The following is a 12,988-nucleotide window of genomic DNA, read 5'->3' on the forward strand; positions in this document are numbered from 1 at the left end:
CAAAAGGGCTTTAGCCCCTGGGGTATGCCTTTGATGAACCGCCGCCAATTCCTCACCACCGCCACCGCCGCCGTCGTCACAAAACCCGAGCCGCTCATCGACGCCCATGTCCACGTCTTCACCCGCAACCCGCGTTTCCCCTACGCCCCCAACTCCCACCCTCCGGACATCGACGCCTCCGCCGAAGCCCTCCTCGCCCTCATGCAGGCCAACGGAGTCGACCGCACCGTCCTCATCCAGGTCATCCACTACCGCTGGGACAACGCCTACCTCGCCGACGTTCTTCGCCGATATCCAAAGCAATTCATGGGCGTCTGCCGCGTCAACCCCGAAGACCCCGCCGCCCCCGACCAACTCTCCCGCCTCACCGAAGTTCAGGGCTTCCACGGAGTCCGTCTCAGCCCCGCCGCCACCCCCGAAGGCGACTGGATCAAAGGGCCGTTGATGCCGAAACTTTGGCGCCGCTGCGAGCAGTTGAAGGTCCCCATGACCCTCCTGATCCCAGCCTCCCGCCTCCCCGATATCCACCCCCTCATCGAAGCGAACCCAGACCTGACGGTAGTCATCGACCATATGGCCGACGCTCCTCTTAGCAATGATCTGAACCTCTTAGTCTTGAGCCGCTACCCCAAGGTCTTCACCAAGCTCTCCCACCTCGGGACGATCTCGAAACAGCCCTACCCCTACCCCGACACCCAACCCCGCGTCCAGGCCCTTCTCAAAGCCTTCGGTCCCGAGCGCCTCATGGCCGCCACCGACTGGCCCGTCTCGCTCCCGTCTCTCACCTACGCCCAGGCCATAGCCCTCTTTCGCTCACACCTCGACCTCACCCCGGAGCAGCGAACCCAGATCCTGACCCGCGCCGTCCGCCGCGTCTGGCCCTTCTAAACCCGCGTTAGCGTCACCTTCAGCTTCCCACTCGAAACCGGCCCCTTCGTCTTCAGCCGAATGCGGTTGGCCTTCCCATGCCAGTTCTCATTCAGCTCGCGGTTCTCCGAAGTAAACACATCGACCGCAAACGTAAGCAGCGCCGCATCGAACGCAATCCGGATCGGCGGAGTCGTCGTCCCCGGCGCGGGGTTCACCGTATGCCCAAACACCGGATCCTTCAACTCCAACACCCCCTTCGAAACCTCCGTCACCGTACAGGTCGTCATCAGGTTCAGGATGACCTCCTCCGGCGATTCCAGGTAAAACGCATCCACCATCTCGACCGATTGCACCGCCCCGCGCGTCAGCTTCACCGTCCGCCGCCAGCTCTTGATCTTCGCCGCCGCCGGATACGCCTTCTTCAGCTCCATCCCCAACTCCGCATACGCCTCGGTGGCCTTGTAGCTATGGTCCGTCGCCTCAAACGGAATCCCCACACCCTCATCCAAGCCGCTAACGCTGGGCAGGTTATGGAAACCCGACTGTGTCGACTCGATCTCGTACCGGTGCTTGTCGAAGCTCTTCTTCTGGTATGTCTCGCCGCCCAGATCCATCAGGATCGGCAGTCCATTCGAGTACACCCAAACGCTTCCCGTGTCGTTATGGCTGTGGCTCTTCCCGTTATCGCTCGCAATGCAGGCCAGGTAAAGTCCATCGGTCGAGCCCTCCTGCTGCCGCGCCGCAAAGATATGCGTATCCCGTAGCCACACATCGCGATAGTACGGAGCCTTACCCATGCCCTGCGACCTGAGCTCCACCTCGGCGAACAACGCCGGCACCGTCACCGGCCCGTAGTTGGGCGGAATCGCCGACACCGCCAGCGACATCAGCTCCTTGCTCTTCAGCCGCTTGCCGAACCGATACATCTTGTCCGCGTCCAGATGAATGATGGAACTCGCATCCCCCTGGTTGATGTAGAAATCACCCGCAATCTGCGTCCGCGGCATATACAGTGCCATCTCCAGGAGCAGCGGATGCGAATAAATATCGACCGTCCCATGCGTCGCCGATCGCAGCAGCTCCAGCCCATCCATCATCGCGCCCGCCGCGACATTCCAATACCCCGGACCCTCTTCACAGCCGCCATCATCCGGATACGTGTTGATGAACTTGTCCAGGCACACCATCATCTTCGCGACGCCCTTCGCCCGCCGCTCCGGATCGTGATCGAGGAACAGCGTTACCGTCAGCCAGTTCCAGCAAATCCACGCATCCCAGTTGTTCACCGGCTGCACCTCGCCATGCTGCGGATCCTCAAGCCACGGCAGATCGTGCCGGGGCTTTCCACCCGGCAGCCCCATCCACATAAAATTCTGCGCGAGACACGGCTCCAGAATCCGCCTCTCCGCCTCAAAGATCACCCTCTCCCGCACCAGCGGATTCACCTGGTCAAGCGTATCCCCCAGCAGATACACCGCCGTCGCCAGCAGAGCCGCCGTCTCCGCCGCAAAAAGGTCCACGATCGGGTCGCGCGGATCGGGCAGCCCAAGGTCTGCCTTCTGGATGTAGAGGTGAGCCGGCACACCCCAGAAGCTCTGCTCGCACAGCGCCCAGATCCCATTCACAATGTCGTCGCGAAACCTGCCCTTGGCCTCCACGCACTCCGCAAACAGCAGAGCCTTCAGCGCTCCATTCCGCTTCCCGCGAATCCCCTCATAGTCCGTGCGATTCCCCATCCGCGCGTACTCAAGGAAGACGGTCGCCGGCATCTCCGGCCAGTGAAATCCAAGGAACGCCTCGCCATCCGAGATCAGCCCGGCCTTCGTCTCCGCGCGCAGCCCCTTCCATCCCGCCCGGTCCTTGATCGTCGGAAAAGGCCGGTAGCTCTCGATCGGAATCAGCGCAGACTTCACCATGTCTGCCGGAAAGGCCTTCGTCAGCAGGTTTCGGTCGCGTCCACGCGGAGCCGCAGGGTCGGCGTTCTGCTGGGCGTTCAGGAGAGAAGATGAAGAAGCGAGGACGGCGGCGGTGCCGGCCAGAAACGTGCGGCGAGTAGGGGCGTGCATCGGAGTCCTCGGGAAAACAGAAAGGAACGCAGAACGGTAACTTCAGACGGCGGGAGAAGTATAGACAGAGGAAGAGGCCTTTGGGAAAACGATTCCCCGCATTGCCCGCGCCATTGGCCCTCGCGTACTCTGGACGCACTTACCTTTGGGAGACAAGACCTTGATCGAGGATGCAAACGCCATTATCCGCAACGCCGACCCGGTGAGCCAGACACCCGAACCCGGCATGATCCGTCAGGTGATGGCCCACAACGAAAAGATCATGCTCGTCCGGCACTTCTTCGAGGCCGACTGGGTAGGTGCCCGCCACAGCCATCCCCACGATCAGCTCGTCTACGTCGTCAAGGGAGCCCTTCGCCTCGACGTCGGCGGTCATATCTTCGACGTCCACGCCGGGGACAGCTTCGTGGTCGACGGCGGCGTGGAGCACCAGGCCTCAGCTCTCGCGGCCAGCGAAGTCCTCGATGTCTTCACACCCATCCGGGAAGACTACCGCCCGCAGTAATCGACGGCCGGCTCAGCATCCAAGCCCGACCAACGGTCCTGCCGTAGGCCCCGGCAGGACCATGCGAAGCAGTTACGCGTCACGAAGTGACCGCCCGCGCGGAATGGTCCCTCCGGCAGAACATCGTTCTAAGCAGGAGCCGGTGCATTGCTAGCCGGTTTCTCGACCGGTTTCTTCGGCGCAGCCTTCTTCTTCGTGCTGGGCTTCTTCGCGGGAGATCCCTTCGGGGTCGTCTCCGGCGGCATCGGCTTGCTTGGAGCCGTAGGCGCTCCCGGTGCGGCCGGATCGGTCGCCGGGGTAGGAGGAACGATAGGCACCTGCTGCTGCGCCGCAACCGGCAAAGCCACAACCGCCGCAAGAATCAGGGATGCGATCTTCATCAGAATTCCTCCAGCCAGATAGGACGCCTCGCCCTCCACTTTGGAAGCCCCGGTAAACTGGAACGATGCGTGTCGTCGTAGCCGAAAAGCCGTCCGTAGCCCGCGACATCGCGCGTGTCCTCGGCTGCGACAAGAAGGAAAACGGCTTCTTCTCCGGCCCCGATGTCATCGTCACCTACGCCATCGGCCATCTCGTCAACCTGCCCATGCCCGAGACGCTGAACCCCGCCTGGGCCGGCGGCTGGACCGCGGCCAAGCTCCCCATGATCCCCACCGCCTGGCAGTACGTCCCCAACCCCCAGACCGCAGACCAATTCGCCGTCGTCAAGAAACTCCTCAACGCCAAGACCACCACCGAAGTCGTCAACGCCGCCGACGCCGGCCGCGAGGGCGAAGCCATCTTCCGCCGCATCTACACCCTCGCCGGCTGCAAGAAGCCCGTCCTCCGCTTCTGGGCCAGCTCCCTCACCGAGGAGGCTATCCGCGACGCCTTCCAGCGCCTCCGACCCTCCACCGACTACGACGCCCTCGGCGACTCCGCCCAGACCCGCGCCGAGATCGACTGGCTCTGGGGCATGAACTACACCCGCGCCTACACCATCACCAACGGCACCCTCTCCACCGTGGGCCGCGTCCAGACCCCTACCCTCGCCCTCATCGTCCGCCGCGAGGAGCAGATCACCGGCTTCGTCAAGTCTTACTTCTACCAGCTCCACGCCCCGCTCCCGGGCTTCGTGGCCAAGGCCCTTAACTTTCTCGAAGGTGGCAAGATCACCTTCGACTTCGAAGAAAAGACCGAAGTCGAAGCCCTCCAGAAGGCCATCCCTCTCCCCAACGAGGCCCTCATCGAGTCGGTCGACGTCAAGCAATCGCGCCGCCTTCCGCAGCAGCTCCACAACCTCGGAGCCCTCCAGAAAGACGCCAACAAGCGCCACGGATACACCGCAAGTCGCACCCTCGAGATCGCACAGGCCCTCTACGAGAATCACAAGGTCCTCACCTACCCAAGGACCAGCTCCCGCCACATCGGCACCGACATGGTCCCCGGCTTGGCCTCTACGCTCAAGGCCCTCTCCCTAAAGATCGACCCCAGAATCATGGAAGAGGCCATCGACCGCGCCGAGCACGGCCCTCCCCTCGGCAAGAACTACGTCGACGACGCCAAGCTCTCCGACCACCACGCCATCATTCCCACCCGCTCCTCCACCGCGCGCCTTTCGCAGGATGAGCGCAACGTCTACATCCTCGTCGCTACCCGCTTCGTGTCCATCTTTCTGCCCGAAAAGCGCACCGAAGAGACGAAGGTCGGCATCGACATCGCCGGCAAGAAGTTTCAGGCCAACGGAGCCCGCGTCCTGGACCCCGGCTGGACTATCCTCTACGGCGGAGCCGCCGCCGAGCCCGACCGCGAAGACGGCGAGCCCGTAGGAACCCTCCCTCCGCTCAAAAAAGGCGAACGCTACCCCGTCGAGCAGCTCGACCTCGTCACCAAGGAGCGCAAGCCCCCCACCCGCTACACCGACGCCACCCTCATCGCCGCCATGGAGACCGCCGGCAAAGCCATCGACGACGACGAGCTCCGAGCCATCCTCCGCGGCAAGGGCCTCGGCACCGAATCCACGCGCGCCGCCATCATCCAGCGTCTCGAACAGTCCGGCTACATCCTCCGCGAAGGCAAGTTCTTCTACCCCACCCCCAAGGGCACAGCCCTCATCGGCCAGGTCAGCGAACGCATCTCCAGCCCGTCCCTCACCGCCGCCATGGAAGAAAAGCTCGCCGGCATCGAGCGTGGCGAGTACAACGCTACCGAGCTCCGCGAAGAGATCGAAGAGTACCTCCGCGAGGACATCCCCGTCGTCCTCGCCTCCACCCCCGCCCCCCGCATCGTCGCCAAGGCCCCCGCCGGCGAGTTCAAGGTGGCGGAAGGTGCCATTCTCTGCCCCCGCTGCGCCAACGGCGAAGTGAAGCTGAAGTCCAACCAGAAGCTCTACGAGTGCACCAACTCCGGAGGCGGCTGCGACTTCGTCATCTGGGCCGAGGTAGCCAAGAAGAAGCTGTCTGAGAGCCAGGTCAAAGCCCTTTGCTCCAAGAAAGCCCGAACGGCTCTCATCAAAGGCTTCGTCTCCAAGGCCGGCAAAAAGTTCGACGCCTACCTGGTCCTCGACGCCAACGGCAAAGTAACCTTCGAGTTCGAACGCTAGCTTCAGCCTTCGGTCTTTGGTTGTCATTCCCGAAGGGAATCTGCTTCCGTCCTTGCCGTTGCTCGTTCTTCTTCAACCACCCAAAAATCTGCGTCATCTCGACCGCAGCGAGGGGCAGTTTCATCGTCCATCGCGCAGCGGAGAGACCCCCGCATCTCGTGTTTGCCGTTACCCCTTCTTCAACACCCCAAGGTACGCACTCCAGGGCCCAACATTCTCCCTCTGCTGATACGCCATCACCCGCGAAATCTGGTGCAGGTGCGTAAGATCATGTACCGCCCATGTAGTCAGCAGCTCCCCCAGCGTAACCACCCCAAACGCCGGATGCTGCCCCTTCAACTCCAGTTGCGCTTCCGTCAGATTTATCGCCTTCAGCCCCACCAGGCTCTCGGCCCGCAGAGCCGCGAACTGATCCAGCAGCTCCTCCAGCGTCTTCCCCTCGCTGGCCCGGAAGTGCGCCGTACGGTCCAGCGGAGGGAAGGGAACCGTCTCTCCGGCCTCAAGGATGATCCGCGCCCGCGGCATCCAGTCATGGCGCTCGCAGTGGGCCATATGCCCAAGCACGTCAAAGACGTTCCAGCTTCCATCGCCTTCATTGCGATGGGTCCAGGTCTCAGGCAAACCACGCAGAAGCGCGTCCAGCGCCTTCGGGGTGCGGGCAAGAAGAGGCACAAGCTCAGTCACATTCTGTTGCATGCTTTTATGCTATGCCTTGTGCAGGATGTCGGCCAAGGGAACTCGAAACCCAAAGCCCCGCAACATGCATCTCATAGAAGTTGGATAGAAAAGCAGCAGTACAGGAGAACATCATGGATCGCAGCGCAAGCGCAGTTTGGCATGGCTCACTCAAAGAGGGCAAAGGCACCATCTCCACCCAGTCCGGCGTGTTGAAGGAGACGCAGTACAGCTTTGGATCGCGGTTTGAGACCGGCATCGGTACCAACCCCGAGGAACTTATCGCCGCCGCCCACGCCGGCTGCTTCACGATGGCACTCTCCGCACAGCTCACCGGTGCCGGCCTCACCCCGGACTCCATCGAGACCACCGCCGTCCTCACCCTTGAGATGAAGAAGGAAGAGGGTCCGACCGTGACCAAGATCCACCTCACCACCAAGGCCAAGGTCCCCACCGCGACCAAGGAAAAGTTCGACGAACTCGCCAAGACCGCCAAGGAAGGCTGCCCCATCTCGCGCCTGCTGAAGGCCGCCGAGATTACCCTCGACGCCACCCTCGAAGCCTAGGCCCTGGCAAACAGAAGCGCGGACCTCACCGAGGCCCGCGCTTTGTCGTACGTTTTGTCGCGCAAGGAACCTTACAGAATGTACCGGCTCAGATCCTGATCCTTCACGATCGAAGCCACCTGCTGCCGCACATACTCCGGATCGATCACAATCACCCGCTCCACGCCCGTATCCGTCTTGCGCTCGATCACAGGCAGCGGCGGTGCCGGCGGCTGCTCCTCACGCTTCACCGAGGTCAGCTCCGAGACCAAAGGTAGCGTAGGCTGAATCTCGCCCACCACACCCTCCGCCGTAGCACCGACGTTCTTCATCAAATCCGGAGCCTGGAAGCTGATCTCATCCAGAACCCGCTCCATAATCGTGTGCAAACGCCGCGCCCCGATGTTCTCCGTCGTCTCATTCACCCGAAACGCGAACTGCGCCATCTCCTGCAGCGCCTCCGGCGTAAACTCCAGCTTCAGCCCTTCGGTCTCCAGCAACGCCGTCGACTGCTTCACCAGCGACGACTTCGGCTCCGTCAGAATCCGGACAAAGTCGCTCACCGTCAGCGAATGCAGCTCTACGCGGATCGGGAAGCGCCCCTGCAGCTCCGGAATCAGGTCGCTCGGCTTCGTCACATGGAACGCACCCGCAGCAATAAACAGAATGTGGTCCGTCGACACCATGCCGTACTTCGTCGAAACCGTCGTGCCCTCCACGATCGGCAGAATATCCCGCTGCACGCCCTCGCGCGACACATCCGGCCCATTGCCGCCCTCGCGTCCGGCGATCTTGTCGATCTCGTCGAGAAACACCATGCCCGAGTCCTCAACGCGCTCAATCGCAATCCGCGTCACCTGATCCATATCGATCAGGCGGCCCTCTTCTTCCTGCACCAGGTAGTCGAACGCCTCCGACACCTTCATCTTGCGCTTCTTGGTCCTTTGCCCGAACAGCCCCGGGAGCATGTCCTTCAGGTTGATGTCCATCTCCTCCTGGCCCTGCGTGGAGATCACCTCGAACGAAGGCTGGTTGCGGTCGCGCACATCGAGCTCGACCATCTTGTCATCCAGCTTGCCCTCGCGAAACTGCTGCCGCAGCTTCTCCCGCGCAGCCGCGTTCCCGGCGGGCGTAGCGTTCATCTCGAGGACGTGTTCATGCTGGGCGACCGCTTTGTCGTGCTTCTCCTGCGCGCCGTCCGTCGTGTGGTCTTCATCGACCGTCACCACGGGAAGCTCAATCACCTTGGAGGCCGGCGTCGCGGGAGCCTCGCCCCCCGCAGGCATCGGAACCGTGGAGGGCGGAGTCGTATTGGGTGGCAGCAGCAGGTCGAGCACGCGCTCTTCCGCGCCCAGCTCCGCCTTGTCCTCCACCTCTTCCAGCTTCTCCTCGCGCACCATGTCGATCGCGTTCTCCACCAGGTCGCGAATCATGGACTCCACGTCCCGCCCAACGTAGCCAACCTCGGTAAACTTGCTCGCCTCCACCTTCAGAAACGGCGAGTTCGTCAGCTTCGCGAGCCTCCGGGCAATTTCCGTCTTGCCCACTCCAGTAGGCCCGATCATGATGATGTTCTTCGGCATGATCTCGTCCGCGAGATCGGGCGCGAGCTTCTGCCGGCGCATGCGATTGCGCAGCGCAATGGCCACGGCGCGCTTGGCCGCGTGCTGTCCAACAACGTACTTATCGAGTTCCGCCACGATCTCGCGCGGAGTCATATCGTCGAGCGCGAGTGCCTGGTCTTCTGCAGTTCCGGGTAAAAAGATTGCCATGGTGTCCTTAGGAGAAAGCAGCTCCCGGCCGTCAGCGAACCACCAACAGCCAAGAGCTCAAAGCTATGCCTTTAATTCTTCAATCATCAGGTTGTCGTTGGTATAAATACAGATCTTGCCCGCAATGATCAGGCTCTTTTCCGCGATCTCCCGCGCGCTCAGGTCCGTGTTTTCGATCAGTGCCCGAGCCGAGGCCAGTGCAAAGCTGCCGCCCGACCCAATCGCCACAACGCCTTCATCCGGATCGATGACATCGCCATCGCCCGAGAGCACGAACGTCTGCTTCAGGTCGGTCACAATCAGCAGTGCCTCAAGGTGCCGCAGCATCTTGTCCGTGCGCCACTCCTTGGCCAGTTCCACAGCCGACCGCCCCAGGTTGCCGGCGTACTGTTCCAGCTTGCCTTCAAAGCGGCTGAACAGCGAGAACGCATCGGCGGTCGATCCCGCGAATCCCGCCAGAACCTTGTCCTGGTACATGCGGCGGATCTTCTTGGCCGAGCCTTTCATGACGGTCGTGCCGAGCGTAACCTGGCCGTCTGCGGCCATCACGACGGAGTCCCCACGCCGCACGCAGAGCACGGTCGTCGAGCGGATCGTGCGGCCCTGCGCAAGATCGAGCGGATGATTCATGGTATTTTCGTTCTTCATAAGCATCTTTCAGTATAGTCCTGCGGTTTAGATGATCCGCGCACCACAACGGTGCATGAGGCCTGCCGGACGGGGCCCTGCGCGGGCGGCGGTCAATAGAGTTTCCCGCCGAGCAACGCGAGGCCCAGAACATCTTGAGTCGGCAACACAGGTATACATGTCACCCAGTGACCCGCGCGCAGCGGGCCCGTCCGGCAGGACACACGCAGCAAAAAGGCCACCCGATTGGGTGGCCTTTTTACTGCAACGCTCCGGTTAGAAGGTAGTGCTGACCGAGAGGCGGAAGGTCTTTCTCGGCTCGCGCAGGGTGTAGTTGGCTCCGTAGTACTGGAGCGCCTGTTGGTAGGAGAACAAGCCCGCACCCGAGTTCGGGAAGAAGCTGCGGAAGGTCGCGTCGTCCACTGCCAGTTGCTGCGGCACATCGCGATACAGGCGAAGCGCGTTGTACGCGTAGTAGAGGCGGAACGGAGCATTGACGATCGGCAGGATCACCTGAAGCTCGGCACCCGTCGACATGCGCGGCACGTAGTTCGTGAACGGCACGTTGTTCAGTTGGAGCGGGAACTCCACCTTCTTGCCGCCGAAGCAGGCGCCGTTGACAAACGTCGGGCAGCCATACAGCGGGCTCGAGATCGTCGACAGACCGGCTGCGTTCTGGCGCAACTGGCCAGGCAGCAGATCCATCGTCATGCCGAAGTCGTTGAAGAAGGCGAAGGTGACCTGATTCGCGATCGGGATGCGGTACTCGACGTTGGCGGTAAAGCTCGTGTCGCCACCGATCGAGACCAGGCGGTAGATGGGCAGGGGAATCTGCACATTGCCCAGCGTCGGGTTCGTCGGGTCGCGCGGGACCAGCGTTCCATCCGGGTTGGTCAGGTTGAACTCGACCTTGTTCGGAATGAAGGTGTACGGCGAGGACGAACGCACGTCGAAGCCGCGAACGTCCGCTTCGCCACCGGTGTAGATACGATCGGCCGGCGGAGCGACTTCGCCGCCGAAGCCTTCAATGTGGGCGAACTGCAGGCGGTAGCCGAGAACGTTATGTCCCTCGCGGCTCACGCGCAGACCCTTCATCGGGAAGAACTGGCGATAGCTGACAACCGGGCGGATGTACTTGACGTTGCCGCCCGCGCCGGCGATCTGGAAGGTCGCGTTGAAGTCCTTGCCGTTGTGCGGGCCTACGCCACGATCCAGCGAGGAGAACGTAAAGCTGGGCGAGATCACCGAGGTGATAATGCCGCTCAACTGGTTCTGTCCCGCGACACCCGAACGGAAGGCAAGCGACTGGAACACGTTGCGTGTGTTGTCGTTGAAGGTCGAGATCGACGAACGCGACAGGGCGAACGAAACGCCCACGCGGGTAACGCCCTTCAGCGCGAAGAGATGACGCAGAGGCTCCGACAGCGAAACCGTAAGACCCGTCGTCGACGTGTTGTAGTTCGTCAACTGCGAGGTCTGGGCCGCGGTCAGGTTGGCCGAAGCGCTGTTCGAGATACCGTAGCTCTTCGCCGGGTTGTAGTCGTACTTGCTGGTGAACACCTGTACGCCCAGCGAGATCGGCTTGTTACGCAGGTAAGGCTCGGTGAAGCCCAGGCTCAGGTTGCGAGAGAGATCGCCGACATTGGCCTGAACCGAAAGCGTCTCGCCCAGTCCCAGGAAGTTGTTCGTCTCGTAGTTGAGTCCGATGAACGTACCCGAGTTACCGCTGATACCGCCGTTCAAACCGATGGAGTTCTTGCCCTTCTCCTTCAGCTTCAGCAGCAGGTCGACCGTGCCCTCGTCCGCGTTCTGGCGCGACTCGGAGTCCTGATCGGCCTTCAGCGCTTCAAAGTAGTTCAACTGGTTCAAACGCAGAATCGAAAGGTCCCAAAGCTGGCTGTTGTAGATCTGGCCTTCTTCAAGCAGCAGTTCGCGGCGGATGACCTTGTCGCGGGTAATCGTGTTGCCCGTGAACTCGATGCGCGATACGTAGAAGGGCTTGCCCTCGTCGATATCGATGTCCAGATAAATCAGCTTCTTGGCTTCGTCAAAGCGCGGTACAGGCTGGCCGACGAAGTTGATATAGCCAAGCTGTCCGTATGCCTTCTGCAATGCCTTGATGCCTTCGCCGAACTTGGTGGCGTTGAAGTACTCGCCATCCTTCTGCGCGAACTGCGCGCGAAGGACCTTCAGATTCGTGACAGCCTTGTTTCCCGTAAAGTTAATGCCGCCAAGCTTGTAACGCGCACCCTCTTCGATCGGGATGAGGATGTCCGCGCGCTTGCCCGTCGAGGGACGCAGCGTGAACGGATTCAAACCACCCGCATCGCGCACCTTGGACTGTGCCTCGCTCGGAATCACCTTGAAGTAACCGCGCTCGCGATACGCCTGACGGACACGCTCCGTGTCCTCGTCCAGCTTCGAAGCGTCGAACGTCTTGGCGAACAGATTCTCAAGGATGATCGAGTGCGGAATGCCGATCGGCTTCAGGTTCTTCATCGCGGCGCGCAGCGTGCGGTCCGAGAGATTTTCGTTGCCGGTGAACTCGATCTTGCCAACCTTGACCGTCGGGCCTTCCTTCACATTGAAGGTGATGGCAACCGCAGCGGGAGGAATATTCTTTACTTCGGTCTTGATGACCGCGAACTGGTGTCCGTGCTCACCCAGCAGCTCGGCAAGAACCACTTCCGCACGCTTGATCTTGGTCGGGTCGTACTGGCTCTCGACCGTGAGCGGCACCTTGGCCTTCTTGAACCGATCCAGGATGTCCGACTGCGAAACCGCGTTGACGCCCTTGTAGTTGATCTCGCGGATGGTCGGCTTTTCCCGGACCACGACGATCAACTGCACGCAGGCCGGTGTATCGGCCCGCTCAATGTGAATGTCGTCGAAATAGCCCGTGTTCCACAACGAGTTGAAGTCGCGCTCGACAAGCGCCGCATCATACAAGTCGCCCTGGTGCGAGAAGAGCCGTGCCAGCACGGACTCCTTGGGAATACGGCGATTTCCGATGACCTGCGGCTGGCACAGCGCCTGCGGAGAGCCGGGCGCGGCCGCCTGGGCCTCTGCGGATACGGTAAGAAACGACGCCGACCCCGTGCAGATTGCGAGCACGGCGAAGGCACTTGCGTGGCGGAAGCGGCAGAGGCGCGGGCGCACAGGCGTGGTGGTTTGATGATTCAGGGAGCTTCCGCTCTCTCGCTTTACGGTAAAAATACGCACACCCTCACTGCTCTCAAGATCGCGCCCGGCAGGTTCCTTCGGCAAACCCTGATTATAGGTGAGTGCCCCGCGGTTAGCGAGTCCAGACCAAAATCACGACCAAAACACTTTGGTCCAGCTCGTTC

General features: G+C 61.7%; 10 protein-coding genes. 4 read left to right on the forward strand and 6 right to left on the reverse strand.

Going from position 1 to position 12,988, the window contains the following annotated elements; genetic code table 11:
* Positions 1-33: 33 nt before the first annotated feature.
* On the forward strand, positions 34-888 hold the full coding sequence (locus tag BM400_RS05010) for an amidohydrolase family protein (RefSeq protein ID WP_245781689.1): 855 nt from the start codon (positions 34-36) through the stop codon (positions 886-888).
* On the opposite strand, the gene BM400_RS05015 is transcribed toward BM400_RS05010, so the two are convergent.
* A complete protein-coding gene (locus tag BM400_RS05015) occupies positions 885-2,936 on the reverse strand; it encodes a heparinase II/III family protein (RefSeq protein WP_089837200.1) in 2,052 nt (683 codons plus the stop codon). The genes BM400_RS05010 and BM400_RS05015 overlap by 4 nt on opposite strands.
* A gap of 160 nt (positions 2,937-3,096) precedes the next feature.
* On the opposite strand from BM400_RS05015, the gene BM400_RS05020 reads away from it, so the two are divergent.
* The gene (locus BM400_RS05020) at positions 3,097-3,441 is read left to right on the forward strand and encodes a cupin domain-containing protein (protein WP_245781690.1); all 345 of its coding nucleotides are present in this window, start codon (positions 3,097-3,099) and stop codon (positions 3,439-3,441) included.
* Positions 3,442-3,569: 128 nt separating this feature from the next.
* On the opposite strand, the gene BM400_RS05025 is transcribed toward BM400_RS05020, so the two are convergent.
* Positions 3,570-3,821 (reverse strand): hypothetical protein, encoded by a 252-nt coding sequence (locus BM400_RS05025; RefSeq protein ID WP_089837202.1) that lies wholly within the window; start codon positions 3,819-3,821, stop codon positions 3,570-3,572.
* 65 nt (positions 3,822-3,886) lie between these two features.
* Between BM400_RS05025 and BM400_RS05030 the strand changes: the two genes are divergently transcribed.
* Entirely contained in the window at positions 3,887-6,022 is a 2,136-nt protein-coding gene (locus tag BM400_RS05030; protein ID WP_089837204.1) for a type IA DNA topoisomerase, read from the forward strand.
* A gap of 168 nt (positions 6,023-6,190) precedes the next feature.
* Here the strand turns inward: BM400_RS05030 and BM400_RS05035 are convergent, their stop codons facing one another.
* A complete protein-coding gene (locus BM400_RS05035) occupies positions 6,191-6,718 on the reverse strand; it encodes a DinB family protein (protein WP_089837207.1) in 528 nt (175 codons plus the stop codon).
* A 113-nt stretch (positions 6,719-6,831) separates the two neighbouring features.
* On the opposite strand from BM400_RS05035, the gene BM400_RS05040 reads away from it, so the two are divergent.
* On the forward strand, positions 6,832-7,263 hold the full coding sequence (locus tag BM400_RS05040; RefSeq protein ID WP_089837210.1) for an OsmC family protein: 432 nt from the start codon (positions 6,832-6,834) through the stop codon (positions 7,261-7,263).
* A 71-nt stretch (positions 7,264-7,334) separates the two neighbouring features.
* On the opposite strand, the gene hslU is transcribed toward BM400_RS05040, so the two are convergent.
* The 3 genes from hslU to bamA all read right to left on the reverse strand — a co-directional run bounded on the left by hslU (position 7,335) and on the right by bamA (position 12,908).
* Positions 7,335-9,014 carry an ATP-dependent protease ATPase subunit HslU gene (gene hslU, locus BM400_RS05045; protein WP_089837212.1) on the reverse strand — a complete coding sequence of 560 codons (1,680 nt, stop codon included), beginning with the start codon at positions 9,012-9,014 and terminating at the stop codon, positions 7,335-7,337.
* A gap of 63 nt (positions 9,015-9,077) precedes the next feature.
* Complete coding sequence (hslV, locus tag BM400_RS05050) at positions 9,078-9,662, reverse strand: ATP-dependent protease subunit HslV (RefSeq protein ID WP_281245486.1); 585 nt, start codon at positions 9,660-9,662, stop codon at positions 9,078-9,080.
* 255 nt (positions 9,663-9,917) lie between these two features.
* Positions 9,918-12,908: an outer membrane protein assembly factor BamA gene (bamA, locus tag BM400_RS05055; protein ID WP_425432385.1), complete on the reverse strand. Its 2,991-nt coding sequence runs from the start codon at positions 12,906-12,908 to the stop codon at positions 9,918-9,920.
* Between the last annotated feature and the right edge of the window lie 80 nt (positions 12,909-12,988).

The organism is Granulicella pectinivorans (assembly GCF_900114625.1).
GTDB classification, from domain to species: Bacteria; Acidobacteriota; Terriglobia; order Terriglobales; family Acidobacteriaceae; genus Edaphobacter; species Edaphobacter pectinivorans.